The following is a 25,559-nucleotide window of genomic DNA, read 5'->3' on the forward strand; positions in this document are numbered from 1 at the left end:
GTTGCCCCGGTGGCCCGCTGGATGTGACAGTGGACTGTCTCTGTGTGTTTATCTGTTACCGACAGTTATCAGTTTTGAGCCCAAATGTTATATGTTGTCGTTGCTCAAACAGAGATTTTCCTGCCATCTAGCAGTGTGGGTCGCTGTCCCGACGAACGGTGCATCTGAACGTAAACTAAACTCTCAGAAAGGCCGGGAATAACTCGAGAGCCAGCCCGTCGACCGGTTGACTGCTTGTGTTTACTCGCGGTAAAAAGGTCCGGGCGCAGGACTTGTACCATCTGTTTAAGGTCCCAAACAACGTGTCACGCCTGTAATGACCAACGCCCCCACCCGTCGTCTCCAAAGCAACCGCGAGACAATCGCCACCCACGACGACCTCGACGAAACAGACCGCGACCTGCTCCAAGAATTCGACAAACAACTCGGCCTCCGACAATACTCCACAGAACGCCACCTCAAACTGCTGCGACACTGCAAAACACTCGCCGGCGTCGTCGAAACCGTCAAAGGCCCCAACACCACCCCCGACGTCTCCCTCGCCGACGCGCTCAACAATCGAGACGCCGCCGAAACACTCGTCGCCTGGATCAACCGCCAATACGACAACGAAGAAACGAACCGAGACATGCGAGTCGCACTGCGAGTCTTCGGCAAGCACGTCACCGACGGAGACGACGTGCCAGAGCCGCTGGACTGGATTCCATCGACCACCTCGCGAAGCTACAACCCGACGCCCGACGCCGCCGACATGCTCGACTGGGACGAAGACATCGTCCCGATGACCAAAGCCGTCCACAACGCCAGAGACAAATCGCTCATCGCCGTCGCCTGGGACTCCGGAGCACGGGCCGGCGAACTCTTGGACCTCCGCGTCGGCGATGTCAGCGACGGGAAACACGGGATGAAACTCTCTCTCGACGGCAAACAAGGCCAACGCTCGGTGACACTGTTCGTCTCCAGCGGCCACCTCGCCCAATGGCTCGACAGCCACCCCGCAGGCGACTCCAGCACAGCCCCGCTCTGGTGCCAACTCAACGACGGCACCAGTCAACTCTCCTACCAGCGCTGCAACGACATCATCAAGCGAGCGGGCGAGAAAGCCGAGGTCTCGAAGCCAATCACCTTCACCAACTTCCGGAAATCGAGTGCGTCCTTCCTGGCCAGCCAAGGCGTCAGCCAAGCCGTCCTCGAAGAACACCACGGCTGGAGTCGCGGGAGCGACGTGGCCGGCCGCTACATCGCCATCTTCGACGACGCATCCGACCGCGAACTCGCTCGCGCACACGGCCTGGACGTCTCCGAGGAAGAACACGACCCCATCGCGACCATCGACTGCCCGCGCTGCGGTGAACCGACACCACAGGACCGGCCCTTCTGCATGCACTGCCACGCGAGCGTCGATGTGGAAGCCAGCCAGCTCGTCGACGAACTGACCGACCGGCTCGACGAGGCACTCATCGAGAGGACCGACCCCGACGACCGGAAAGACCTCATCGACGTGCGGCGAACCATCGAATCCAAAGCTGGCCACCTGTCTGTCGACGACCTGCATCATCTCGTCTCCTCCCTGGCCTCGAACGACTGAAGCAGGAACTCGCCGATACGCGCGAGTTCCGGGTCGTCATCGTTGGCTAACCATTCAATCGATTCGCGCTCACTGTCGGTCAGGATTTGATTGTCACTGTCGTCTGAATCCGTACTCATGGGGAGTCACCTCCAGAATCGCCTGTCTCTGCCTGCAGTGCCAGAATCGACTCGTGACACTCGGAGCATCTGTTCGCTCCTGTCGTCTCCGTCTGCCACGCCGCGACGACAGCCGTCTCAACGGTCTCGATAGAATCGCACTCGACTGTGTCACCGCAGGCGAGACGATGATGCTGGCCGTCAAACTCGACCGAGTGATGCCACTTCGAGCGAGTCATCTCCGGGGTCTGTACCAAGACTGCTGTACCCGCGACCTCCTGCATAGTCTCGTTTTCAGATAGCGCTCTGCCCTCCTGCTGGTCAACTGCCAGTCGAATCTCTGCCGCTGTCTCTGTGAGTCCACCTACTGCCGTTTCCGGACACTCGACAGCAGCCATGCCATCCTCACCGTGGATTTCGAGGACAGGCAGACCCGTCTCTTCACATGGGCCGCGAACGACCAGTCCATTGAGTTCACCGAGGAACTCGCCGCTCCGGTGGTTCAAATCGGCCGGAAGCGGGCCGCCATCTGTCACTGCGATGGGCTTTTCGAGGACCTTCTCCCCGGTCGCTGTCACCAGAAAATGCGTCGTCGAGCCGGCGACGTGACTCCACCAACCGTCGCAGGAAAGGCAGACCACATTCACCTTGTCCTGCTGTTGCAACTCCCCATCACAGTCCTCTGTCGGGCAGTCGTGATGGTCCCAGCAGAGTCCACCAGAGTCACCCATCGAGCATCACCTCCCGGGCGCGCTGGATGCGCTTGAACGCCTCCCGGTCGCCGCCTGCGTCGGGATGGTGTTCCTTGATGAGCGCTCGTGCGGCCGACTCGACGACACTTTCGGGTGCGTCTTTCGCGACGCCGAGGACCTCGTGAGGTGGCGGGTCCGCAGCGACCGCGTCGTCACCCGCCGGGAGCCGAGCAGCAGCGAACTCCGCGTCGCCGGTCTCGACCGGTCGGTTGCCGCGCATCCGCGTCTCGTGAATCCAGAGGTAGACCGCTCGGACGTTGTCGCGCAGGCGCGAGTAGGCGTCGCAGGCGACGGCATACTGGTCGCCGTCCTTGTGCCACCGGAGGACGAATCCGGGGTCGTCGGGATTGGCGTTGTGTCGCGGGAGACCGTTCGATTTCGTGTGCTGGTTGCCAATCGAGGCGCGCCAGTCGTCGACGCCCATCCGGTCGAGTTCGCCTTCGAGGCTCTGGGTCGTGCTGCCCAGCGAGGCCTCGAACTTCCGCGCTCTCTCGCGGCGGGCTGGCGGGGTGCGGTCCCAGCCAGCGGGCCAGTCCAGCGTCATGGTCCCGCAATCCCTCCGACGATGTCGCTGGCGTCGATTGACGGCGTCGCCCCGAAGCGAACGTCGGGGTCGTCGACGAGCCACTCGGGACGCTCGGCGGTCTCTTCGTAGCCGTCGAGGTACAGCGGCACTATCGCGTCACAGTTCGGGCACGTGACCCGCACCGAGACGCGGGTCCCCCAGCCGACCGGCGTGGGTGCGGGAAAGTCGAACTCGAGGCCGCAATCGCACTCCCCGTGGTAGTGCTTTTCGTCGGTGTTCGTACTCATCCGACCACCCCCCGGACCGTCACAGTGGGGCTGTGGTCGGTCGGCGCGGGCCGGTCGTGTGTGGGACCGCCCGTCTGTTCGGTTCGCTCGATTGGTTGTGAGGGGGCTGTACTCGTGTCTGTGGGGATATTTTCATTACCCCGCGGTCTCTCGTGTCTCATGCTCGGTCAAATCTCCTTGCAGGGAGTGACCCGAGCCCCCGTCGTGCTGGTACACGGCGGGATTTTCCCGCGAGGGGCTGGGTCAAGTGCCAGTTAAGCCTCCCACTACAAATAATTTGCTAACGGTCTACAACCATTAGAAAACGAAACACCAGCAAATCTATACGGTGTAAGCTCGTAAGGCAACACACCGGTAACACTATGGCTACAAGAGCCTCTAATGGCGATGTGGTTCGACAGCGTGCTGACTGGATGCGTCCCGTTGATGAGCGAATCATGGAAATGATTCGTGATGAGGGTAACCTGACTCCTCAGGCCCTGGACAATTTTGGCGTCACGAGCCGCAGCCACGCCAGTACACGCCTGTCTGAATTGAGGAGATACAATCTCGTTGAGCGACCTGCCGACACAGAAGGCCTCTACCGATTGACCGAGACTGGTGAGAAATTTCTTAACGAGGAACTCGACGCCAGCGAGCTTGCGCCGGTTGATGAGTGAGTGTTCCATCTTTAGGCTCCGCTGAGTTGTGCGAACAGGTCTCTCATCCAGTTCGGTTGGTCGGCTAATTTTCCGGCGTGCCGGGTCGTCTTGATGTGGTCGCGCGTGGGACCGCCCGTCTGTTCGGTTCGCTCGATTGGTTGTGAGGCGGCTGTACTCGCGTCTGTGGGGATATTTTCATTACCCCGCGGTCTCTCGTGTCTCATGCTTGGAAACCTCTTCCCGAGGTTGACCCAAGCCCGGCGTGTCCTAGCACGCCGGTCCTTTTGGACCGGAAGGCCCGGGTCATTTCCTCAATTGTAAGTCCTTCCTAATAACGTTTGCTCAGTAGTACTGATTCAAATATATGCAAATCTGTTCTGCAAATCAGCTTTACCAACAAAATAATAAGAACTGGTGACCAAATACTCTGTATCGGTGGAGATATGAGCGCGGTACCCACACAAAATGACATGCGCGAATCGGCCGACTGGATGACTCCCGCTGACGACCGAATTCTCGAACTTATTCGAGAGTACGGCAATCTCACTCCGGGAGCAATTGAAGCCAAAGGCGGGCCAGTTTCCGACCACGCTAGCCGCCGCGCGAAGAAACTCGCTCAGTGTGGGTTGCTCACGCAAGTCCACCGAGGTCTCTACGGTATCACTGATTCGGGTGAGGCCTATCTGGATGAGGAACTCGACGCCAGCGAGCTTGAGCCGGTCGATGAGTGAGTACATTTTCTGACTCATTCCTGGACCCGGATATCCCACATCTCCAGTCCCTCCTCGACCCATGCCGGTGGGTCCGGTTCTTCGAGCAGGTCGTTGATTTCTGAGCTTCGCAGGAATTCTGCAGTTTTCTCCTCGGTGATGCCGTAGGCCCACGTCTCGTCCGGTGAGTCGCCACTCCGCTCGTAGATGAATTCGACCTGTTTCTCGTAGTCAGGGTGGCGGATGTCTCGCAATTTTACTTTGACTTCTCGGTTCCCGAGCTGTTCTTTTGTGATTCGGACTGCTTTCGCCATGTGTAGTCGGACGGACGGGGTTGAAAAAGGAATAGCGCGCAATGTCCGAAGTTGGATTTTCGTACACCGGGACGCTTGAAAATCAGTTCTTTAGAGGCTTTCTGTGGAGATGTCCGAAGCTGTCCGAAGTGTCGTTTTCGGGTGGTTTATTCTCACCGAGTGGGCTTTCGGGACAGCCATCTCCAGATTTCTTTAGGTTGTCACTGTGCAGATTTTCATACGTGTGGTTTTCGAGATTTCGCCTCACCAAGCAGTGGTCAGTCAGGCGTCACCTGCCCTGCAATCCTGCGGCTGGTTGCGCCGACAGAATCTGGGGCTGAAAGTGAAATACGAGCGACTATTCGGGAGGGTGACGGTGTATCGGCACGATATACGCGAGATTGACTGGGCTCCGGTCGTGAGCCTGCCTTGGTCTCGACGCGATCAATAACTACATTCTCAACCCAGAACTGGAGGAGTTCGAGCACGTCGACAAGTCGGGGAATCGCCTCTCGTGTGGCTTCCAGTTCGACACTATCATGAGATCGGAGTTGAGGAATTAATTCAGCTATCTCGTTCCAGGGGGAGTCGGCGGTGTTACGCTTGTTGATACCGTGCTGTTCTGGAGCCGGCGCGATTGTGTAACGCTCGGGCGTATCGAGGTGACGTGGCTCCCGATGGATGCCAAGTGCATCGGCTAGGGCTCCGACCACAGCACACCCCAGATAGGGTGGGACTGCGTTGCCGATCTGCCGTTGGATAGCGGTTGAATCTCCAGCCACCTCATACCAGCACGGAATCGTCATGAGACGTAGCTGCTCGACGAAGGCGAGCGGGCGAGATCGCCAGTGGAATGGTCCGACGGTTGACCCGGGTTGGGCCTGTAATGTCCAAGCTGGTCGATCTGGATCCAATTTGAGGAGGTAATTCCAGTGTCGCGAGCGCCAATCCCACTCTTTCTCCGCGAGTTCAGCCTCCGAGCGCTCAACGTACTCCCCGTCTTCGTAGCGTCGGTCGGAGAAGTGCTGGTAGTTCGCTCCTTCGGGGATCCGTGGGAGGAACCCAGCGTACTTGCTTCGAATCGCGTTTTGGTACGGCGCAACCCCAGCGTCAACCGTGAAGTCAGCGAGAGCCGCTCCGGCCGCGTGCCACCCTTCGGGATGGTTTGTCCGCAGTACATCCTCCTTGCTCGGTGGAGTTCCGATGTCCTCGCGGACGCCGAGAATGAACACCCGTTCCCGAGACTGGGGGACGCCGAACTCCGCGGCATCGAGCTTCATTGAGACTATATTGTAACTGTGCTCAGGCTGGTTCCCCGCTGCATCTCTCGGCGCGGAGAGGGCTGTCTTAATCGTCTTGATATCCTCTCCCCCCTTGCTCGAGAGGATTCCGACGACATTCTCGAAGACAAAACCTTCCGGCTGAAAGTCTCCGAGGATGGTTTCGTACCGTTCGTAGAGCTGTCCGAGGTCGGAATCCGTTCCCGTCCGCCCCCCTTCGTTAGACCGGGAAAACGATTGACAAGGAGGTCCACCGATCACGAGGTCAACCGGTGGGTCAGAGGTGGCCGTTCGAGATGCCGAAGCCTCAACCTCGCCGCAAAGGTACTGTGGCTCAAGGGTACGGATATCCTGTTCGATGACCTGCCAGTCGAATCTGGCCACGCCGAACTGGGGAGTCTCCGTATGGGCGGTACTGTTTATCCTGAGCGTTTCAGCTGCGTCGTGATTGTTATCGACGCAGACCAGCGTTTCAACACCCGCTAGATGTGCGCCGATGTCAAGCCCCCCAAGGCCAGAAAACAGACTGACAGCAGTTGGCCTTTCATTCATACTGGATATGTCAGAATTTGGGAGCTCATGATAAAAGTCTTTACTCGATATCATGCTCCTTCGCTACTGATTTTCCCCGATTTCCTTCGGATCCCCGGGGGCCACAGTATTATGAGCTAACTAGCTTTGGTGCCCGCCGATAATTGATATTTAAATGATTATCTGCGGCGGCCGGACATCACCGAAGCCGAACGTTTTGCCTCTGGATACCGAACGATTCCCGCCGCCCTATTCGCCTCGATTAATCGCTCGAATACACTTCGATTGACACATCTTTCGTCGGGGAGGACACAATGTCCGATAGTTGACCTCGCCATTGAGGGGCATCCTCGGTCGCGTTGACTTTGTCGAGAAGTCCCCGCCAGATACGGGTCTCGTCGTACGTTTCTGCATCTTCGGGGAACACTTCGAATACAGAGCGACTTACCAACACAACGAGCTTCTTTTTCATCCGCGAAACAGCGACATTTAGGCGGTTCGCATCCAAGAGGAACTCAGTCTCTTTTCGAACCTGATCACGGTCGCCAACTGTGGCCGAAACCATAATCAGGTCTTTTTCTCCACCCTGGAACCGCTCTACTGTATCCGCCTTCACCTTATCAGCCAAGATGGCTTTAAGACTGCCTCGCTGGGCATTATGAGGCGTCACTACCCCGACGTCGGCAGTTTGTGTGGTAGCATCTGCAAGCTCGTTGGCTAATTCCCTTTCCACGATGCTCTCCTGTTTGCTGGCACTATCGTCGTGTAGTACAACTGTGATCGGATAGTCTTCATCAAGAATCGCACTTACGCCACGATTTGTACTCTGCCAACCGGAGAACGTGGCTGTTTCTTGGGACGAATAAGGAAGGTCATCATCACTGTAGACCCACTCGTGAAGGAACTCCGCGAGGTCTGAGTGGCAACGGTATGTCCGTTCAAGCTTCTCGACAGGGATAGGAACCGTACTCGCGGGCGGAGATACGTTCTCAAGTTCTTTTTCACCATTTATGACCCTAACATATTCTGAGATGGACAAGTAAGGGGCCAGCTGTTCGATGGTTCTCCGATCTTCTTCTTCCCACTCGTGAATCTGCACCGGTGGCATCTGTCTATGGTCTCCCGAAAGTAAGACTTGGCTCTCATCGGTGAGGAAAGCACCTGTGAGGAAGAACTGCGGCATCGGGAGCATACTCGATTCGTCGACTGCGAGGAAATTATAGAAGTTCTCTGTATAGTGCGAGCCGGTGCCCGGATCTGTATTCCTCGAATATATGTCTCCAATTTTGTTGAAGAATTTCGATATTCCGCTGGGGGTGATGAAGAATAATTGCGGTCTGTCAAATGACCCCGATCCGCTGAGACCTGTGCCGACGAATTCTCTAAGCTTCTTCGCCACCTGTTGAACTTGCTGGTCATCCTCGTTATAATTGATATATTCGACGTTAGAGATCTGCTGCGACTGAGCGATTGGACTGCTGCTGATCCGATAGATGTCTACAGAATCGAACGCAGTACGATCTGCCGTTGCATTCTTTTGCCCTTTGTTTGTTGAAGCATCTCCAGAATGGTTTTGGAGTGCACGGAGAGTTGTTGCCGTATCCTTAAGAAGTTCGTTGACAGACTTATTTGAGAATCCGGTTACGACACCCACGAACGGCTTATCGTGGCTTGTGCGATCATATAACCGGCCAGCAATTGCGTAAGCCATTGCACCAGCGGTCTTTCCGGTTCCAGGCGGACCCTGTAGTGAAACGATACTCTCGTCTGTTCGTTTAATAAAGTCTCGCTGTTTATCATTCGGCTTGTCGAGTTCCGCTGCAGTTCCGGAAGTCCGATTTGCGGTGGTCTCTACCCAGGGAAGGAACTCATTCTCTACTGCATTCTTGTGATACTGATTTATCGAGAGGGCAGCTTGGTTCCCCTCTTGAATCTCCTTTATCCGATTAATTAGCGTATTAGATGTAGCATGATCCAGAGCATCAGATGTCCTCAGTGATGTGACATCATCGGTTTGTTTATCAACAATGAAATATACACGCTCCTGATCGAGGTCAGTGGCCGAAATCGAACTCGACCCAGTCCCGCCGTTTTGATTCCCAGTACTTGAGCCGAAACTCCCGAGTTTTCGCTGTGCATCATCCTCCTCACGCCGCATTACGCCAGTCGGTTCCAGTCCCGGAATGTACTCTACAGATGGCTCGTTTGCATCGTCCGGATCGAGTGACCAGTCTGTCCCCCAAGTATGGAAGTCTCTGTGCTTGTTGATTACAGCACCGGGTGCATCGCCCTGATGATCGTTGAATTGACCTAATTCGATGAGGATTTTCTCATCCTCGTAATCTAACTCTTCGACCGTTCCAGAAATTCCCCTATCGACTTCTTCAGGGGAAAGATGGTCTCTGTGCTTCCAGAACCCATCGGATCGTTCGATTCTGTTGAGAGTAACAAAGCTTCCACTCGAGGAGTCGCCTGGCTCCTTCAGCCGGCACATGTTCATCACTTGGTCAGGATCCGCATATCCTAACTCGTCGTAGGCAAGCTCACCATGGAGTTGAAGATCACCGTCCGATGTGAGTTCTACATCGGTAAGTCTGAAAACGGACGCTCTCCCTGTTTGAACCCGTTGACGGGGTGCTTTTGCATGGCGTTCCAGTGCTTCTTGCCGCTGGACGGAATACTCTAATTCGAGATATTCTTGTGCACTTCGAGAGAGATCTAAGTCTCCTAAGGTAAAGTCAGGCCGATGTATTTCGCGCCGGTCTTTGTTTATCGTACCATCCTTATTCCAGAGAGATCTCTCGATAGCAGCAACAGCTCCTGTTAACTTCTTACCCAGCTTCTTGATAAGTTCTGGCTCTATCTCGTTGTTCTGGCTACTCCTGTCGTAGTATGTGTATTGTTCAATAGCAATCTGTTCTCTCTTTTGCTTTTGTGGATTGTCTAGCCAGGATACATTCAGCTGATCCGCCGCACACCAAAAGTACTCTAATGGGATTTGACTCCCGTATCTGGGGTGCAGCGACAAGAAGCCATCCTGCGATTGTTGATGATCAAACCGGAATTTCAACGTCCCGGCACGTGGCTTGGCTGCTGTGTTCGCAAATGTGGATCCAGGAGACGGTGAAGAAGTATATGGTTTCCAGTAATTGAACAGTCCCTTAGAAAAGACCTCGTCAAGCTCAACCATCTTATTTTTGTACGCGACAGACCAAGAACCAAATACAGCGTTCTCCTGTTTCCAAGGCAAGTAATCAGCGGGCCGCTCTGCTGTGACTTCTTTGTTCTTGTAGTCCATCCTATCCTTTTTTGTAGGAACCTCATTTAGTACGGGTAGAAGACCAGTGCTGGGTGAATGCAGGGCGTAATATGTCTCGACCTGATCCTCGATAATTGTGGTCATATGTTCATCTATGCCACGTCGGAGCCCAAGCAAATCCCGAACGCCTTGTGCACCTACGATACTGGGATGGCGTCGAATGGCTTCTAACAGCTTTTCTCTCTCTAATTGACTATAAAAATAGACGTGTGTTTGGGGCTCAACACAATCTTGCTCCCCGTCAATCGTTTGATTCTCGTCATAGAGTTTGCTCGTAAAGCCCTGAATCACCCCGTACAGTTTCTTGAAGAAGGTATCGAGGAGTTTTCTTTCATCCGTTTTAGCCTGCTGTGGATCAGGGTTAACATCCTTGTCAATTTGAGCTACTGATTTGGGTTCTAATTGCTCTGCTTCGACACGAGCAGACATCATAATGATAGAGTCCCGCATGTAGTCCCACTGAACATTTATATAAATCCGTAGAAGTCGCTCAGGGTCGTAGCCGCTGGGCTCGAAGGGTACATCGTACGAAGCCGCTGGCATCTCGAGGTACCCTTTTCCGCCGATCTGTTGTGCGGAGTCATACTCAGTATACGCGTAATTGTGTCCTGGGTTGAGTTCTCCAAGCATTACCTGTGCTCGGCGAACAATATCATCAAGCTCGTTCCCGATCGTCGGGTCAGAAACCAGCTCGTCAACGGTTTGTCGCTTGCCAGCAACCGGTTCGAGAGGTGTGTATGAGTCCGGCGAGGAGTTATCTGGTGGCTGCTTGAGTTGAGCGATTTGATCAATTGTATGGATATCCTGATCTCGGAATACTTGTTGTTCGCCGCGTGAAAGTCCTAATGCAGCTATGTCTCGCGATTCTACTGCCCGCGTGTAACAGGACTCATTATAAATGCATCCTTCGCACTTCTGATTTAACTGGTAGCCTACCTCTTCAATATCGTCTTGATATATCTGGTCGATTTTGCCATCTTTCCGGAACAATCGAGCGACGTCACCCTGTATAAGTGGGAGGTCAAAACTCGGAAGCTCGTCAGGAACTGCATTATTGATCTCTGTTTCTCGAAAAATAACGCCTGCAGTTACCTTGATTTCATCCGATATTGATTTTAAGTCGTTCAGTCGGCTACTGAGAAGTTCGGCATAAATAGCGGTCTGGAGTCGATGACTGGTTTTCTCCTCCCACGCACTTTTAATCTCGAATATACGTATCTCGATAGCATCATCATCGCTTCCCGGCCAAATCATCACGATATCAGCAAACCCAACAACGGGGAATACACCAATCTCACCGGCCAGGCAACATTCTCGAATTACTAATGGCTTCGACGTGGAGTTGTTTGATACTTCGATCACTGCGTCTTCAAGTATCTCTTTCGCGCTGGATATAGCGTCTTGGTAGTGGTTTTTGTCTATCTTATCAGGTATTGTATATTTTGAGGAGGCCTTTTGGGTGTTTCGGATATCTTGGCAGTCCTGTCTGAGATCACTCTCAACATCCTGCTCAAACTTCCCTCCTGTTCCGGATAGAAGAACACTCACCGGTTGGAAAGCTTCATTCCAGTTTCGTTTGTTCTGCTCTCCCTGGTCATCGATCCGAAGTTTCAGATAACGTGGACATTCCTCAAAAGCAATATGCCTCTCAATCTGACTCGGGCTAATCAGGGGGCGAGATCCGGTATTGCTGGACACAGATTATAGATTTTATTGAAGAATAAAAAATCCATCTGCTAAACACACAGCTTCCCTTGTGAATTTTCAGTCACTGGTGCTGCATCAAGTTTTCCGGCAGGATAAGAGTCTTCCAAAGTAGGGGTAATGAATATGCGTGTTCTATCTTGCACGCAATTATGGGCAGCGTTTAAATGGGGCTGAGATACTTCCTAAGATGCACTGCTCTCTTACGTCTGACGGGCAGCCTCAGCAGCCTTCGAGCCGATTGTCTTGTACCTCGTCGCACTCGTTGACCCGTAACTCTCAATCAACTCGTAACGCTCCAGGGAGTCGAGATACCGCCGAACCGTCCGCCGGACCTTCGGATTCTGCACGCTCTTCTGGTACTCTTGGTGCAGTTCACCAGCCGAGACTCCGTCAGGGCCACCGGCTTCGACGAGGTCGTACAGTGCCCGTTTGTGCGTCCCGAGGTACCGGATTCGCCGTTCGCGCAGGTTCGCCTGTGCATCGTCGGCGACGTCTCGAACCACGTCGACGGTCAACGTCTCGGCGGAACCGTCCTGGACGTGTCGCGCAGCCCGACGGAGGTAGGCGATGCCACGGCGAGCGTCCCCCGCTGCGATGTCGGCGATGTACTCGACGGCCTCGTCGTCTACGCGCCCGGCGTCGAGGCCGTGATCGACGCGATACCGGATGATGTCCGAGAGCTGGGAGTAGGAGTACTTGTCCAGGGTAATCGTCTCGGCGGCTCGCAGGCGAGAGCGAACGCGCTCCTGGTCGCGCAGGCTGGCGTGGAACTCGTCCTGGTCGATGCAGATGGTGATGAGACAGACGCCTTCCATGTCCGCCAGCGCCGCGATGAGCTCGGGCTCGTCGAGCACGTCGGCCTCGTCGACGACGAAGACCAACACGCCGTCGAACTCTCGAATGCGCTCGAAGTACTCGCTGGCTGGCGTCCCTGCTCGGCGGATGTCCTGTCCTAATCGGCAGTCTCTGAGGACGCGGTGTAACGCACCGGTCTTGCTCGATTCGGACATGCAGTTGACGTAGCCCCAGCGGTAGTCGAGATGGGAGCGCTCCATCTTCCGGAGGACGTACTTCGCCAGCGTGGTCTTGCCGCTTCCACTCGGACCGAAGATGCTGATATTGTCGGATGAGACACTCCATTTCAGCGGGTCGATTATAGAGACCATCTGGTCGATTGCGCCCTGGCGGTGGACCATATCCCGGGGAATAAACTGAGGCCGGAGGGCTCGTGCGTCAGTTATCATTGGACGTAGTTCCTCACCGGGTATACGTTAGAAGCCGTAATTTGTGAATAATCAGTGATTGTATGTCGTTTGCCACCAACACCAAACATAACATGCGTAAGCCGGCTGACTGGATGGCTCCCTCCGATGACCGAATTCTTGAACTGATTCGGGAATTTGGGAACCTCACTCCGACTGCTATCGAAGACCTCGGAGGGCCATCGGCGGGACATGCCAGAAATCGGTGTCCAAAATTGGCAGAGGCTGGACTGCTTGAACGAATCTCGCGAGGGCTCTATGGACTCACTGAGGAAGGCGAGGCCTATCTGGACGAGGAACTCGACGCCAGCGAGCTTGCGCCGGTCGACGAGTGAGTGTTCCATCTTTAGGCTCCGCTGAGCTGTGCGAACAGGTCGCCCATCCAGTCTGGTTCGTCGAGGTCTGCTAATTTTCCGTCGCGCCAGGTCGTCTCGATGTGGTCGAGCGAGCCGGTAGAGGTGGCGACGACACGCCACTTGCGGCCGTCGTCGGATTCGATGTCGATTTCTCGTTTCCCTCCGGAGCGCATCTCGCGGAGTTCGATTGTGAGGCTGTTCCCGTACAGGTCGACTTCGTGGACTTCGTTCGCTGGCATACACTGCAGACCGACGGCGGGAGACTGCTTAAAAAGGGCTTGTGTGTCGTCGAGAGTAGGTTAGACTTACCCACCACTATGTCTAAGCAGCGTGTGATAAAGCTATTTTCACCCGGTCAGTAGCGGTGTAGACTGACCGGCGAAGAAGCTACCAAATGAGTGTAATGTTTGAGCTGGTATGCAACATACAGAGCGTGTAGTCAGCAGAACAATCACTGTTTTCTTCCGGACACTGACCCAGTCGTTCATCACGCCTGCTCAACCCCCCTTATTGTTTCAGAGTCAGCAACTAAAGAGCTGGTTTATGTATTCAGTTAGACAATACTGGGTATGGTCTCAGATACCCGAACCCGTCGAATTCCACAGGTCTGGCGCATTGCGATACTCGGAACGATAGCTGCACTACCCGCCACTATCCTGATAAGCTGGCTTCCGAACTCCGAATTGACAGTCGGTGGAGGAGTAATGGTACTTGGAGCCATACTGGCAGGAGCTGTCGCAGTTACCCGCTCGGTAGAGCCGAGTGCTGCTGGACTTCGTGCTGGGTTTCTGGGCGGCATGATTGCAGTATCTGTATTTATTGTCACCGAAGGGACGACTGTGGCGTGGTCCCTCAATACGATCGTGTTCTTCCTCATTGCCGTCGTGATGTTTCTGAGTGTCTCGCCGGTGCTCGGCCTCATTTCCGGTCGAATTGGTGCCTGGGTAGCAAACGCTGTCGCCGATTTCAGGGTCGGTCAAGCATCGTGATCAAGCGAAATTGAGCTCCCCGCCACTGCTGCATACGCGCGCTGAATGGACCGGTTCGGGATGGTGCTAACAGGTATGGGAACCGTTGTATAACACCTTGTAACACCCTCCAATAATTCAAACTACATCCATTGCGGAAGAGTCTCAATCAACTAATTCGGGCACGTCAATCGCCGGGATAACGCTACTGTTCACAACAGCGTAATCGCCGTGCCGATTTTCTGCGGTTGCCCTGACGAGACCGTAGTCTCGCAGTAACCGAATCTTCCGGTTCCGGCTGCGTTTACTTAGCGGTGAAATGGGCCGTCCGTGGTAGATCTCGTCAGCAACCTCGTCGTATCGGTCGTGGAACTCCCCCTTCGCGATGCCAGCAGAACACCGGATAATCTCGTAGATGAGTTTGTGATGGAACGTCAGCGAGCGCAGGTTGTGTTCGAGTATCCGGCGCTCGGCAAGTTCGTCGGCGTCGTCGATATCCTCGTCCAGAATGCGCTCGTGACCGCGGCGTCGCGCCAGTTCAGCAGCTGCGCGGAGAATCTGGATACCACGCCGAGCGTTGCCGGCGACTTGGTCGGCGATGTCCCGGAGCTGGTCGTGATAGACGGCGTGATCTCGCAGCCCTGCAGCCGCTCGTCGTTCGAGGATGTCGGCGAGTTCCGTCACTGAGAATGGTTCGACAGCCAACTCACGACCTTGGAACCGACGACGGGTTTCCGGGTCGGCAGTGCCAAGCCACTTATCGGGGTGGTGGACAACAGCAGTTATTGAGATTCCGTCCACATCGTCGAGACGCCGGAGTGCGTCAGTGTCGACGAGATCGTTCGCCTCGTCGAGGACGAGATTCGTTGGTTGCGTGATGCGCTCGCGAAGTTCGAGACAGAGGTCTTCCTGTGGTGTCGTCTTGCCGGGGTCCGCGCCTGGGAGTTCGGTGAGGACTTGTCGGATGACACCCGCGGTCGTGTTTAGACACGGAATAAACGCACACTGTGTACCGGTCTGCTCTCGGTAGCGGTCGAGTGTGTGCTTCAGGAGGGTGGTCTTACCAACGCCGGAGCGCCCGTGAAGGAGAACGTCCTCACCAGCGGCCCAGCATCGTAACAGGTGGTCAGCTTCATGATCACGATGGAGGAGCCGACGCGGGAGGTAGTCGGGCTCGACGACTTCAGGGTCGGTAATCATAGCTAATTATCTCGGTGTGCCGCCGCAGTATATAAAGTCCACTTGGATGTCGTCGAGGCTCTATCGGTAAAAACCGTTGCCAGCCATTAGCAGGAGTTCGGACACGGAAGCTAAACATGAAAAACGCGCCCTATTTCCAGAGAATTGCTATTCCTCCTCAGATAGGAAATCGTCCAGCGTCAGCGTCTCCAGCTCAGCTACCATACTGTGACAAGATGGACCTCCTATTACATTTCCCTCGTTACTTTGAAGTGTTTCCCACTGGACACTCAGGCTTATAGTCATGAACGGAACAAATTGGTGAGACCTGAAATGCGAGTAGAACTGACTTTAGAGGCGCTCGCTGACGCGGCTTACGATACCTCAGCCCATCATAAAATACGAGGCCGAATCTGGCGAGCCTTCCAGAACAATGATAAGTACATCGAGTCTCACGGTACGGATCATGGAATTGGATTCGTGTTTTCCAACATCTTCCCCTGGGGCGAGATTAAAGAAGGAGACGAACGTTACATCCGAATCGCCACACCACGTCGGGAAGTTATCGATGAGCTACTCGAACATTTCAATGATCACCGCGGGTTTGAGGTTGGCCAGATGCGATTTGAGGTTACAGACGTTACTGGCCATGTCCCGCAAGTGGGCGAACCCGGCTCAACCGGCCGAATCGATACCGGCACAGGAGTGTTCTGTGCTTTGAGTAGAGAAATGGCTGAAAAACACGGCCTCGACACTTCAAAAATTGAAGCTGGTGACTCAGAAACTAAGTTATTCTGGCGGCCAAAACACGGGATGGAACCGCTACAGGCGACAATTCGACGGTCGCTTCAGCAGACTCATGACCAGTTTGGCGACGATTACTATGATGGACCGATGGAGGTTGATGAACCGCTGTTTACTGAGGTAGAACCAATCAAAGACGAGGTCACCTATCCAGTCCATTTTCAACCTGCTACTGCTGTCGATCGAACAGTCATCCTCTCAAAGTGGCGACTGGGGTATCGAGTCCGAGATGACGCCCATCGCTACCACCTGAATCTAGCGCTTGATTCGGGCATTGGACAGCGGCGTGAGCACGGGTTTGGATTCCTGAACCTCAGAGAACAGAACCCACCACGAGCAACCAAGCCATGAGCAACGATCCAACACCCGAAGACTTCCAGAACGCCCTGGATGCACACTGGCACGGTCGACCCCCAGCCAGCCTCGAAGACGTGATGGCGCTGTACGGCGTGCTAGCCGTTGCTGAAAGTGGTGGTGCTCTCTATACGACGCCAAGCAAGCTTGAGCCGTTCATCGACGACGGTCGTATAGTCACGATTTCTGTGGACTTGACCGGTGAGTCTCCAGAAATCGTTGATCTCGACCAGGATGTTCTCCGAGAGGAAACTGTCTCAAAACTGGGCTATTCCCACAAATCGTCTGGGCGCGGTGCCAAATATAGCCTCACACAGATTGGATCAAAGAATGGAAACGACGCAGAAGGTGTCAGTACGACGATTCTGCGCCGTATCCGGTCGTGGACTGGTCAAGACAGTGTCCAGAGCCTAACCGGTGATGACGGACATCCGGACGGGTGGATTATTGAAGCTCTCGCAAACATGTTTGAAAAAGATTCCGAGAACTTGGAATCTCTGCAAACCAAGATTCTCGACCGTCTGCCGGAGGATGAGTCATATCCCTACGTCGTAACGGTCCGGCTGAGACTCACTCCAGCGGGGATAGAGTCGGGCGAAGCAAGCGAGAAAGAGTGGTTGTACCCGGCTGAAATCGGTGTTCTCGAAGAGGCGATGAAACGGTATGCAACAGCCAACGCGGCGAACAAAAACATCGACAAGGGATCGTCGGAAGGACAGGGTATCGGGGTCGTGTCAGGAACTGATGGGCGAGTTGTCGGCACGCCAGAGAGTCCACTTGGTGTCTTTTCGGTGAAACATCCTGATGCACAACCTGGTCTCCGGCAGACAGAATCCTGGCGGAACTATCCTGTTAGTGACGACGTGGCGATGTTATTCGCTAAGGGACAGGATTTGATTGACCGCTGTGTTTACCGGAACGGTGGAATGGAAACGTATGCACTCCCGTATTTCGCCGGTGAAATGACAGCGGAGAAGGCAGAAGCCCTCTATCTGGCTATCGATTCGGTTGATTCAGAGAGCGAAATCGGAGGCACGCAAGATCCGCCGATGGCACAGGTCACGTTCAACCTTACAGAACACGATGACCCAGCTATTCAAAAGCTGGCCGAAGAGGAACTTCGATTTTACACGGTCACAATGCCAATCAGTGATGATAAGAACATCATTGCTGAGGAGCCGGCTGCATCGGTCTATTGGCCGACAAAAATCGCTGAGGCACTTCGTGAGACGATCGAAGGTCCGACGCTCACCCCCTCGAAAGGGGGGTTCAGCTCGTTCGACAACTGGCCGTTGCTCCAACTCGATACCTCGGACAAAATGCTAGCCCGCCGACTGGCATACACGCTCGTGACAAATCACGAGTTTACAGATTCGGTATTCGGGTACAGAGACGAGGAAGACGACGATTTCCGTCGTATTGTTGACCATCGGCTGCTCTCAGGGACACCAATCAATGCACAGACACTGTTCAAGGAGTACATGCGGCGCTACGACGACGCCGCTGAGGGCGGCGATATTCCACCACAGCAAGTTGTCGCTCAGCAACTTGTGCATCTTGAGACACTCTCCCGAGCCGGATTACTCAGCGGACTCGACACACAGATCGAACCAACAGAGACAACGATGACAACAGAAACCACAATCGATACGGACGATATCGCAACGATTCGTGAACAGCGGCTCGATTCGTTCTTGGATCGGCCGATGTTCAACGATACGACACGAAAAGCCACAGCCCTGGCAGGCGTTCTCGTCGGCCAAATCAGCTGGCACCAAGACTCGGTTCGGAACGTTGGTCGTCCATTAGATACTGGTACGAAAGGAGATCAGCTCACGAAAAACGGGCTAGAAAACGCACTGACTGCAGCACTCGAAAAAGCGAAAGTCTACGCACAGGATTCCGACCGGTCGTACCATCGGGATCTGCTCTATCCCGAAACCGTTGATCGACTGCTGGTAGAAACCGAGGCGATGCCCACGGAGTGGGATATAGACAGACGTGAACTCCAGTTTTGTTACGTGCTGGGCCATGCCCACGGCCGGCGCTCAATGCCGGTTGCATATGATATGCACGACGGTGAGGACGCTGAGAACGACGAGACTGCCACTGCATAAGCCACCGAAATCACACAAACACACCATTCATACCAATGACAACACCAAACCGATCCGAACTGCTGTTTATGTACGACGCACAGGACTGCAACCCCAACGGCAATCCAATTGGAGACAATCGTCCCCGGCGTGATCCTGATACCGGCCAGGGAATCATCACCGATGTTCGTCTCAAGCGATACCTCCGTGATCAGCTTCTTGACGACGGATACGATATCTACGTCAAGAAGGTCGATGGCGAGTCGAAGACGCGAACTACCCTAATCAAGGATGTCCTTGATATGGTCGGTGATGCCGAAGAGATCGAGGAAGTAGAAGATCTGGGAACAGACTTTCTGCAGGCTGCAACCGATGTACGCTACTTTGGAGCAACGCTCAGCTTCGAGTCCAGCGATGACGAGGACGACGAGGAGTTCCGGGCAGGGCTGAACGATGCGCTCCCGAATCATTATCAGGGACCGGTTCAGTTCCTCCCAGCAAAATCACTGAATGAGGTCGAAGAGAACGAAGAGTACGATTCCCTCACAAGTGTGATTTCGACCGGTGAAGAGAACCGACAGGGTGGCTTCGATCTCGACGACAAGCGCATCAAATACGGTCTCTTTCCATTCTGGGGGTTGGTTGACAACAATGGTGCTGAGTCAACGCAACTGACCCAGGAAGATGTCAAGCGGCTTGACACACTCTGTTGGCGGGCTCTAAAAAATCAGACGACATCCCGTTCAAAGTTGGGGCAGGAGCCTCGCCTGTACCTCCGTGTTGAGTACGAGGAAGGGAATTATCATATCGGTGGCCTCCATGAACTGCTTGAGTTGGCGGATGAAAGCGCAGCGTCGCTTCGGTCGGTGAGTGATGCCGTTGTTGATGCGACGGAGCTGGTAACTACGCTGAACGACGCGAGTGACCGAATTGAGCAGCTCCACATTGTCGGTGATGACCGCCTGACGCTTCAGGTTGAAGACAAATCGATGCAGGGTGACCAATTTGCAGACTACCTCAAATCGGAAGGACACTCTATCCACCGCATCAATGTGCTCGAAGAACGTGATTTAGCGGCCTGATTGGGGTGTCGAAGATGTCACCAAACATCGACGCTGAAGGGATTCCCAATAAGTGCCTGTCGTTTACTGTCAGGTCTACCTGGGCTCATTTCAAACGTGTCGGCCGCAGTGTGACGAAACAGACCTACCGTATCCCGCCACGAACGACTGTCGCCGGAATGACCGCAGCTATCGTAGGTGCTGAACGGAATTCATACTACGACACGTTCGGAGCAGACAATGCTGCCATTGCGATAACGCCGCTGTCTGATCTTCGGACGGTCAATATTCCGACCGTTGGACTGGGGACTGATCCAGGCCAAGATGTGACTACGAACGTCGGCAACTACTACAGTGAGTACAACCTGACATATCAAGATACGACTAAGGACCGGCAGCTACACGGCTACGAAGTACTGGCTGACCCCGTGTATCGAATCGACATTGCAGTCGAAGATGAGACATTCTACAGCGACCTCCAAGATCATCTCATGTCCGGAACTGCTGTGTATCCGCCCAGCCTTGGAAAGTCCGAATATCTGGCTATAATCGAGGATGTTCAGTCACAGACGCCGGAACGGCTCCAGCCCGATGATCTGGTTGATGTTGACTCGGTTGTTCCCGGCTCACTGTCGGATGCTGTTCCTCAAGGAAACGTCACATATGGCGTGGAACGGTCGCCCGCAGTAATGGAGCGAGCTAACGGTGGCCGCAAGACGACACGGTTCGACGACTATGTCTACACACAACAGGCCGGTAGTCCGGTTCGAATCAGATCTGACGGTGACCCTATTCCGGTCCAGGTCGGTTCACGAACCGTGATTTTCCGCTGAATACGACCCACAATTTCAATGCATCCCCCCTTGATATCACATCCGACCCGAGACGAGGACCCAGTCACGTATACTGACGAGCAGTTGACTCCCCGCGGCGATCTGCGACTCACTGCTCATAACCACACCGTTGCGGACCGGGCAGTACAACTCTACGGTGAGAAAGACAAGAGTGTCGAATACATTCAGACAGCGGCGGCACTCCATGATTTTGGTAAGGCGACACCGCAGTTCCAGGCGCACGTCCGACCGAATGAAACAGCCACATGCCCCGAGGAGGAGACAACCCACGCCCGGCTTGGGGCGCTTGCTACGTGGTATGCTCTCGGTGAATTAGACGCTCCAGACCGTGACCGACTTGCGGGAACATTGGCGGTTGCGCGCCATCACCAAGCACTTCCGAATGCAGCGCAGTACACTGCTGAAACGCTGGCACGGGCATTTGAAGAAGGCGCTGGCGTGATACAGGCACAACTGAACGGTATCGCTGAAATGTGGCCAGAGGCGGCGACGAGCCTGCTGAAACAAACACCGCTGTCGAATCCAAGCTGGGATGACTTCTATACGTGGGCTCTGTCCGCCGATGTCTCATCGGAACTCCGAGGACTGAGCGCCCGGAGTACGCTTTCGGGATACAAAATTACACAGAATTCACTCCCCGATAGACTCTACGACAGAACACTTCGATACTGGTCGGCCCTGACGCTAGCCGACAAGAGTCACGCGATGGACATTCCTGACGACTGGCTTTTTGACCTCGATACCCTGGATCGGGAGACGATTGAGGACTACATTGCAGAGTTGCGGGACGGGAGGACAGAAAACTCTCTTGAGGCGCGACTGAACGACGAACGTGAGCGCGCGCGCAGACAGGCCGTTCGAGGTGTTCACGAGTGGCTGGCTGATTCAACCTCGCGGATTGCCACGCTGACACTCCCAACTGGACTAGGGAAGACGTTCACTGGGCTGTCTGCAGCGTTCGAAACAAGAGATATACTTTCAGACGATTCTGAAGCTACGAGGCCAATTGTCTACGCACTCCCGTATACGAGTATTATTGAGCAGACGCGAGAGATATTCGAAGATCCAAGCCTGTGGGGTGCGGACCCACAACTCTCGGCACTGACGGTGCATCATTATCTCAGCGAAACCGTCGTCCATCATGACGAATACTCTGCCACCGATACAGCGGACACAGATGACGAAACGGCCGAATTCCTCGGAGAAGCATGGCGCGATGGGACAGTACTCACGACCTTCGTGCAGTTGTTTGAGAGCCTGACTGGCCCGACCAATCGACAGGGAGTGAAGCTACCATCGCTGGAATCGAGCATCATCATCCTCGACGAACCCCAGGCGCTATCTAAAGACTGGTGGAATGGAATCGTCCGCTTGTTGGATATTATAACAAGCGAGTATAACGCACGAATCATTGCAATGACAGCAACACAACCCGGACTAGTCCGGAATATCCAGACAGACTCACTCCTTCAAGCCGGACGGGCACACGACACATCCGATTGTACCTATTGCCAGCAAGGGCCCACGTACGAAACCAGCTTACCACCTACAGCGAAAGAGACATATTTCGAAGACGCAGAGCGCGTCAGGTATACGATCGATCCGACAGCATTGAGTCGCACACACGGACGCGACGAAACACATGTTGGATACAACTCGGCCGCTGACCGGATTCTTGATGCCACTGACGACGATGGGTCGACCTTAGCGATTTGTAACACCATCGGAAGTTCAAGGGAGCTCACTGATGTTCTAAGAATGCGGCCAATGGTGACTCACATAGGAGAAGTGATTGAAGACGTACTTGAGGAGCACAACCTCAATGCGGCAGACCCAACCCTCACGACAGCAGACATCGTCGACGAAGTGCTGGCACGAGTGACATCGCACAGTAAAACGGAGACACCGAAACACGCCTCAAATAGCTCACAGCAGGCGGATGATTCGAGTGGGACAGCAAAGACACACTTATTGACTCTAAACTCCCGGTACCGTCCTTTCGATAGGGAAATCCTGATTAAACTTTCCGACCACCTATCAACGAGCGACGACCGATTCATTCTCGTATCAACACAAGCTATCGAAGCAGGCGTCGACCTCAGTTTTGAAACCGTTTTCCGGGATATTGCGCCGTTGGATAGTATTGTCCAAGCTGCTGGTCGGTGCAACCGTTCGTATGAGTGGGGCACAAACGGCGGGCGAGTAATCGTCTGGATGTTGGCTGATCCAAGTGCTGAGACGCCAGACGATCCTAACGTGGAGCCGCCCGCCTACCACGTATACGAGAAGGGTGCTACTGAGGACGGCATCCCTGGTCATATAGAACTCATCGCTGACGTACTTGATCAAGTACCAGATCATACTGACGTAGCCGATGCAACACTTTCGAAGGTCGCTGTATCCTCATATTTCGAGGCACTCGATGAGAAATCACTCTGGAACGGCGACTTGCGAGATGCCATTGATAATGCGAATGCAAGCTGGCTCGGCCGTCAATCGCTCATCGGTGGGATACCGACATTCGATGTTTTAGTCGGACAGACCGATGCAGATGAAACAGCAATCAAACGTATCTCTGAGCCTCTTTCATGTGGGAATCCAGCCGGATTTGATAGGCTGCAAGACGCGTCTGGTCTCCGTGTATCTCTTCCAAAACCGGTTATCGAGGATGCACCACGAGTCCCACGAATCGACAGACAGGAACGGAACACCGAGGGTGTTCAGCTGTTTCAGTTCTGTGGCGGGAGTGATCTCGAATATGATCTCGTCAGTGGTGGGTTACAACTAACAGACAACTCTGTTTCTGATCGATTTACACTCTGACAGACGACCGGCTCAGGGAGAAGAATCATATCCGTTCTAATACAACTACGCGTCAAATGGCAGGTTATAAACACAAAGTCAAACCAAGGCGGTGCGTTCAATGAGGACAGTCAGACCGGTTGCCGAATACGTGAGAAATGAACGCCGTCCAGAGGGTGAGCCTGAGATTCGGATCACCGGTCTGATGGTCCAGTACTATCACGTCTGCAAGCGGGAACTTTGGTTCATGTCCAGAGGAATCGACATCGACCGGGAGACAACTAATATTCAACGGGGAACACACGTTGACGAAACCAGTTATCAAAACGCGCGGAGCTCTTTCATGATTGGGAACCGCATTCAACTCGATGTCCTTGATTCGGGTGATGTGATGGAAGTAAAAGTCTCTTCGGCGCTTGAAAAACCCGCCAAAATGCAGTTGCTGTTCTATCTGTGGTTCCTGCGTGAGATTTACGATGTCGACAAGGATGGTGTGTTAGCGTACCCAAAAGAACGGAAGAGAAAGTCCGTCACGCTGGATGAGTCTACCACCGAGAAGGTTGAGTCAACCGTCGCTGGTATCCTAGATGTTGTGAGCAAGAGCCAGCCGCCAGAGCTTGATAAGAAACCGTACTGCGATTCATGTCTGTACCAAGACATCTGCTGGATGTAATCATGCCAAAACCCAATCATCACATCTTCGCTGACGGAGAACTGTCACGAAACGAAGGAACACTACGAATCGACACGCTTGAGGGAGATACTGAATACCTTCCGGTCGAATCGGTTGATTCCCTGTATCTTCACGGGCAGATCGATTTCAATACGCGGGCACTCGGGTTACTAAACGAACACAACGTTCCACTCCACGTTTTTGGTTGGAATGATTACTACCGTGGATCATACCTCCCGAAGCGCGGACAGGTGTCCGGTAATACAGTGGTCGAGCAGGTACGGGCATATGATGACCTAGACCGTCGGCTCCAGATTGGACACAATCTGATTGAAGCGAGCATCCACAATATGCGGGTCAATCTGCGGTACTACAGCGGCCGGAGAGGAGACTTTTCGGAGGCAATCGACGAACTGGAAGAATTGAAAGCATCGGTTTCTTCGACCAGTGCTATCAACGATCTTCGGTCAGTAGAGGGGAACGCGCGTAAGACGTACTATGGATGTTTCGATCAGATTCTGCGAGACCCCTTCACGCTCACCCGACGGGAATACAACCCACCGACGAACGAGGCCAATGCGGCTATCTCCTTTCTGAACGGGATGGTTTATACAACATGTGTCTCAGCGATTCGAAAAACAGCTCTTGATCCGACGGTCGGATTTGTCCACGAGCCAGGCGAGCGGCGGTTCACATTGTCCCTCGACATCGCAGATATCTTCAAACCTATCTTGGCGGACCGGTTGCTCTTTCGATTAGTCAACCGACAACAACTCTCGATAGATGACTTCGAAGATGAACTCCAGGGAATTCTCCTGACCGAACACGGGAGAAAAGTCGTACTCAAGGAATATGAGGAAACGCTGGATGAAACCATCGAACATCCACGTCTGAATCGCAAGGTGAGTTTCAAAACACTCGTCCAGACCGATGTTTACAGCCTCAAAAAGCACATCTTGACTGGCGAGCCATATCATGCGACCGAGCGGTGGTGGTAAGATGCATGTGATTGTTGTATACGATGTTTCGGCTGAGAGGACCCACATCTATCGGAAGCTACTGCGTCGCCGCCTCGAACATCTGCAGAATTCAGTGTTTTTCGGCGACCTCACTGATGGTCAGGTCACATCTCTAAAGAACGACATTGAGGACACGCTCAATTCGGACGATGAAGTCATTGTCTTCGAGTCGACGAACCCGGCGGCGTTTGAGTTTACCACGTTCGGTGCAAGCGACGAACCGGGGAGTCGGTTCACCTGAGTGGTCTGGCTTGCCAGCTGTTTGTGTTTCCATCAACCCCCTGGGGGTAACTGGCGAATTGAAGGTCGATGGAAATTGGTTTGTGAAACCTCGTTCAATATCCACTCACCCGTCGAAATTGCGGCGGGTTCCAGACGAACCCGTGAGGGATTGAAGCG

At 54.0% G+C, this 25,559-nt stretch carries 24 protein-coding genes; 13 read left to right on the forward strand and 11 right to left on the reverse strand.

All coding sequences use genetic code 11. The features are described 5' to 3' along the window. Window positions 1-316 precede the first annotated feature (316 nt). On the forward strand, window positions 317-1,588 hold the full coding sequence (locus BLR34_RS02475; RefSeq protein WP_092699087.1) for a tyrosine-type recombinase/integrase: 1,272 nt from the start codon (window positions 317-319) through the stop codon (window positions 1,586-1,588). On the opposite strand, the gene BLR34_RS16830 is transcribed toward BLR34_RS02475, so the two are convergent. Genes BLR34_RS16830 through BLR34_RS02490 form a run of 4 tightly spaced genes read right to left on the reverse strand, consistent with a single transcriptional unit; the run spans window position 1,555 to window position 3,251 of the window. Next, on the reverse strand, window positions 1,555-1,707 hold the full coding sequence (locus tag BLR34_RS16830; RefSeq protein ID WP_176765211.1) for a hypothetical protein: 153 nt from the start codon (window positions 1,705-1,707) through the stop codon (window positions 1,555-1,557). The genes BLR34_RS02475 and BLR34_RS16830 overlap by 34 nt on opposite strands. Further along, entirely contained in the window at window positions 1,704-2,417 is a 714-nt protein-coding gene (locus BLR34_RS02480) for a hypothetical protein (protein WP_143414107.1), read from the reverse strand. The genes BLR34_RS16830 and BLR34_RS02480 overlap by 4 nt, the downstream gene beginning before the upstream one ends. Then, complete coding sequence (locus tag BLR34_RS02485) at window positions 2,410-2,982, reverse strand: DnaJ domain-containing protein (RefSeq protein ID WP_092699091.1); 573 nt, start codon at window positions 2,980-2,982, stop codon at window positions 2,410-2,412. The genes BLR34_RS02480 and BLR34_RS02485 overlap by 8 nt, the downstream gene beginning before the upstream one ends. Beyond that, complete coding sequence (locus BLR34_RS02490; protein WP_092699093.1) at window positions 2,979-3,251, reverse strand: hypothetical protein; 273 nt, start codon at window positions 3,249-3,251, stop codon at window positions 2,979-2,981. The genes BLR34_RS02485 and BLR34_RS02490 overlap by 4 nt, the downstream gene beginning before the upstream one ends. Window positions 3,252-3,640: 389 nt before the next feature. On the opposite strand from BLR34_RS02490, the gene BLR34_RS02495 reads away from it, so the two are divergent. Then, window positions 3,641-3,910, forward strand: coding sequence for an ArsR family transcriptional regulator (locus BLR34_RS02495; protein WP_394327678.1), 270 nt, complete (start codon window positions 3,641-3,643; stop codon window positions 3,908-3,910). An 11-nt stretch (window positions 3,911-3,921) separates the two neighbouring features. Here the strand turns inward: BLR34_RS02495 and BLR34_RS02500 are convergent, their stop codons facing one another. Continuing rightward, a complete protein-coding gene (locus BLR34_RS02500; protein ID WP_092699097.1) occupies window positions 3,922-4,116 on the reverse strand; it encodes a hypothetical protein in 195 nt (64 codons plus the stop codon). A gap of 246 nt (window positions 4,117-4,362) precedes the next feature. Between BLR34_RS02500 and BLR34_RS02505 the strand changes: the two genes are divergently transcribed. Continuing rightward, window positions 4,363-4,623, forward strand: a complete 261-nt coding sequence (locus tag BLR34_RS02505; protein WP_176765212.1) for a MarR family transcriptional regulator — start codon at window positions 4,363-4,365, stop codon at window positions 4,621-4,623. 14 nt (window positions 4,624-4,637) lie between these two features. On the opposite strand, the gene BLR34_RS02510 is transcribed toward BLR34_RS02505, so the two are convergent. The 4 genes from BLR34_RS02510 to BLR34_RS02525 all read right to left on the reverse strand — a co-directional run bounded on the left by BLR34_RS02510 (window position 4,638) and on the right by BLR34_RS02525 (window position 12,976). Beyond that, on the reverse strand, window positions 4,638-4,916 hold the full coding sequence (locus BLR34_RS02510) for a hypothetical protein (protein ID WP_092699101.1): 279 nt from the start codon (window positions 4,914-4,916) through the stop codon (window positions 4,638-4,640). Window positions 4,917-5,173: 257 nt separating this feature from the next. After that, window positions 5,174-6,727: a DNA cytosine methyltransferase gene (locus tag BLR34_RS02515; protein WP_176765213.1), complete on the reverse strand. Its 1,554-nt coding sequence runs from the start codon at window positions 6,725-6,727 to the stop codon at window positions 5,174-5,176. Window positions 6,728-6,968: 241 nt separating this feature from the next. Beyond that, complete coding sequence (locus tag BLR34_RS02520) at window positions 6,969-11,723, reverse strand: AAA domain-containing protein (RefSeq protein ID WP_092699105.1); 4,755 nt, start codon at window positions 11,721-11,723, stop codon at window positions 6,969-6,971. A gap of 209 nt (window positions 11,724-11,932) precedes the next feature. Next, window positions 11,933-12,976, reverse strand: coding sequence for a Cdc6/Cdc18 family protein (locus BLR34_RS02525; RefSeq protein WP_092699107.1), 1,044 nt, complete (start codon window positions 12,974-12,976; stop codon window positions 11,933-11,935). A gap of 92 nt (window positions 12,977-13,068) precedes the next feature. Here BLR34_RS02525 and BLR34_RS02530 point away from each other — a divergent pair, with 92 nt between their 5' ends. Beyond that, window positions 13,069-13,329 carry a PhiH1 repressor gene (locus tag BLR34_RS02530; protein ID WP_092699473.1) on the forward strand — a complete coding sequence of 87 codons (261 nt, stop codon included), beginning with the start codon at window positions 13,069-13,071 and terminating at the stop codon, window positions 13,327-13,329. A gap of 11 nt (window positions 13,330-13,340) precedes the next feature. On the opposite strand, the gene BLR34_RS02535 is transcribed toward BLR34_RS02530, so the two are convergent. After that, window positions 13,341-13,589 carry a hypothetical protein gene (locus tag BLR34_RS02535; protein WP_092699109.1) on the reverse strand — a complete coding sequence of 83 codons (249 nt, stop codon included), beginning with the start codon at window positions 13,587-13,589 and terminating at the stop codon, window positions 13,341-13,343. A 330-nt stretch (window positions 13,590-13,919) separates the two neighbouring features. Between BLR34_RS02535 and BLR34_RS02540 the strand changes: the two genes are divergently transcribed. Continuing rightward, the gene (locus BLR34_RS02540; RefSeq protein ID WP_092699111.1) at window positions 13,920-14,339 is read left to right on the forward strand and encodes a DUF5518 domain-containing protein; all 420 of its coding nucleotides are present in this window, start codon (window positions 13,920-13,922) and stop codon (window positions 14,337-14,339) included. A gap of 144 nt (window positions 14,340-14,483) precedes the next feature. On the opposite strand, the gene BLR34_RS02545 is transcribed toward BLR34_RS02540, so the two are convergent. Then, window positions 14,484-15,518, reverse strand: coding sequence for a Cdc6/Cdc18 family protein (locus tag BLR34_RS02545; RefSeq protein WP_092699113.1), 1,035 nt, complete (start codon window positions 15,516-15,518; stop codon window positions 14,484-14,486). Between the two features lie 312 nt (window positions 15,519-15,830). Here BLR34_RS02545 and BLR34_RS02550 point away from each other — a divergent pair, with 312 nt between their 5' ends. The 8 genes from BLR34_RS02550 (at window position 15,831) to cas2 (ending at window position 25,401) form a co-directional block, all read left to right on the forward strand. Continuing rightward, complete coding sequence (locus BLR34_RS02550) at window positions 15,831-16,652, forward strand: CRISPR-associated endoribonuclease Cas6 (RefSeq protein ID WP_092699115.1); 822 nt, start codon at window positions 15,831-15,833, stop codon at window positions 16,650-16,652. Then, window positions 16,649-18,772 (forward strand): type I-B CRISPR-associated protein Cas8b/Csh1, encoded by a 2,124-nt coding sequence (gene cas8b, locus BLR34_RS02555; protein ID WP_245683167.1) that lies wholly within the window; start codon window positions 16,649-16,651, stop codon window positions 18,770-18,772. Before BLR34_RS02550 ends, cas8b begins: the two co-directional genes overlap by 4 nt. Window positions 18,773-18,807: 35 nt before the next feature. After that, complete coding sequence (cas7b, locus tag BLR34_RS02560) at window positions 18,808-19,833, forward strand: type I-B CRISPR-associated protein Cas7/Csh2 (RefSeq protein ID WP_092699117.1); 1,026 nt, start codon at window positions 18,808-18,810, stop codon at window positions 19,831-19,833. A gap of 14 nt (window positions 19,834-19,847) precedes the next feature. Beyond that, window positions 19,848-20,645: a type I-B CRISPR-associated protein Cas5b gene (gene cas5b / locus BLR34_RS02565; protein ID WP_092699119.1), complete on the forward strand. Its 798-nt coding sequence runs from the start codon at window positions 19,848-19,850 to the stop codon at window positions 20,643-20,645. 18 nt (window positions 20,646-20,663) lie between these two features. Further along, entirely contained in the window at window positions 20,664-23,489 is a 2,826-nt protein-coding gene (locus BLR34_RS02570; protein ID WP_092699121.1) for a CRISPR-associated endonuclease Cas3'', read from the forward strand. 100 nt (window positions 23,490-23,589) lie between these two features. Next, window positions 23,590-24,141 carry a CRISPR-associated protein Cas4 gene (cas4, locus tag BLR34_RS02575; RefSeq protein ID WP_092699123.1) on the forward strand — a complete coding sequence of 184 codons (552 nt, stop codon included), beginning with the start codon at window positions 23,590-23,592 and terminating at the stop codon, window positions 24,139-24,141. Window positions 24,142-24,143: 2 nt separating this feature from the next. Further along, window positions 24,144-25,139 carry a type I-B CRISPR-associated endonuclease Cas1b gene (gene cas1b, locus BLR34_RS02580; protein WP_092699125.1) on the forward strand — a complete coding sequence of 332 codons (996 nt, stop codon included), beginning with the start codon at window positions 24,144-24,146 and terminating at the stop codon, window positions 25,137-25,139. Continuing rightward, window positions 25,117-25,401: a CRISPR-associated endonuclease Cas2 gene (gene cas2, locus BLR34_RS02585; RefSeq protein ID WP_245683168.1), complete on the forward strand. Its 285-nt coding sequence runs from the start codon at window positions 25,117-25,119 to the stop codon at window positions 25,399-25,401. The genes cas1b and cas2 overlap by 23 nt, the downstream gene beginning before the upstream one ends. Window positions 25,402-25,559: the final 158 nt, after the last annotated feature.

The sequence above is a fragment of the Halovenus aranensis genome, from assembly GCF_900100385.1.
Taxonomy (GTDB): domain Archaea; phylum Halobacteriota; class Halobacteria; order Halobacteriales; family Haloarculaceae; genus Halovenus; species Halovenus aranensis.

Coding starts and splice junctions, on each gene's coding strand:
- BLR34_RS02475 (WP_092699087.1), top strand. CDS start 317: ATGACCAACGCCCCCACCCGTCGTCTCCAAAGCAACCGCGAGACAATC.
- BLR34_RS16830 (WP_176765211.1), bottom strand. CDS start 1,707: ATGAGTACGGATTCAGACGACAGTGACAATCAAATCCTGACCGACAGT.
- BLR34_RS02480 (WP_143414107.1), bottom strand. CDS start 2,417: ATGGGTGACTCTGGTGGACTCTGCTGGGACCATCACGACTGCCCGACA.
- BLR34_RS02485 (WP_092699091.1), bottom strand. CDS start 2,982: ATGACGCTGGACTGGCCCGCTGGCTGGGACCGCACCCCGCCAGCCCGC.
- BLR34_RS02490 (WP_092699093.1), bottom strand. CDS start 3,251: ATGAGTACGAACACCGACGAAAAGCACTACCACGGGGAGTGCGATTGC.
- BLR34_RS02500 (WP_092699097.1), bottom strand. CDS start 4,116: ATGAGACACGAGAGACCGCGGGGTAATGAAAATATCCCCACAGACGCG.
- BLR34_RS02505 (WP_176765212.1), top strand. CDS start 4,363: ATGCGCGAATCGGCCGACTGGATGACTCCCGCTGACGACCGAATTCTC.
- BLR34_RS02510 (WP_092699101.1), bottom strand. CDS start 4,916: ATGGCGAAAGCAGTCCGAATCACAAAAGAACAGCTCGGGAACCGAGAA.
- BLR34_RS02515 (WP_176765213.1), bottom strand. CDS start 6,727: ATGAATGAAAGGCCAACTGCTGTCAGTCTGTTTTCTGGCCTTGGGGGG.
- BLR34_RS02525 (WP_092699107.1), bottom strand. CDS start 12,976: ATGATAACTGACGCACGAGCCCTCCGGCCTCAGTTTATTCCCCGGGAT.
- BLR34_RS02530 (WP_092699473.1), top strand. CDS start 13,069: ATGCGTAAGCCGGCTGACTGGATGGCTCCCTCCGATGACCGAATTCTT.
- BLR34_RS02535 (WP_092699109.1), bottom strand. CDS start 13,589: ATGCCAGCGAACGAAGTCCACGAAGTCGACCTGTACGGGAACAGCCTC.
- BLR34_RS02540 (WP_092699111.1), top strand. CDS start 13,920: ATGGTCTCAGATACCCGAACCCGTCGAATTCCACAGGTCTGGCGCATT.
- BLR34_RS02545 (WP_092699113.1), bottom strand. CDS start 15,518: ATGATTACCGACCCTGAAGTCGTCGAGCCCGACTACCTCCCGCGTCGG.
- BLR34_RS02550 (WP_092699115.1), top strand. CDS start 15,831: ATGCGAGTAGAACTGACTTTAGAGGCGCTCGCTGACGCGGCTTACGAT.
- cas8b (WP_245683167.1), top strand. CDS start 16,649: ATGAGCAACGATCCAACACCCGAAGACTTCCAGAACGCCCTGGATGCA.
- cas7b (WP_092699117.1), top strand. CDS start 18,808: ATGACAACACCAAACCGATCCGAACTGCTGTTTATGTACGACGCACAG.
- cas5b (WP_092699119.1), top strand. CDS start 19,848: ATGTCACCAAACATCGACGCTGAAGGGATTCCCAATAAGTGCCTGTCG.
- BLR34_RS02570 (WP_092699121.1), top strand. CDS start 20,664: ATGCATCCCCCCTTGATATCACATCCGACCCGAGACGAGGACCCAGTC.
- cas4 (WP_092699123.1), top strand. CDS start 23,590: ATGAGGACAGTCAGACCGGTTGCCGAATACGTGAGAAATGAACGCCGT.
- cas1b (WP_092699125.1), top strand. CDS start 24,144: ATGCCAAAACCCAATCATCACATCTTCGCTGACGGAGAACTGTCACGA.
- cas2 (WP_245683168.1), top strand. CDS start 25,117: ATGCGACCGAGCGGTGGTGGTAAGATGCATGTGATTGTTGTATACGAT.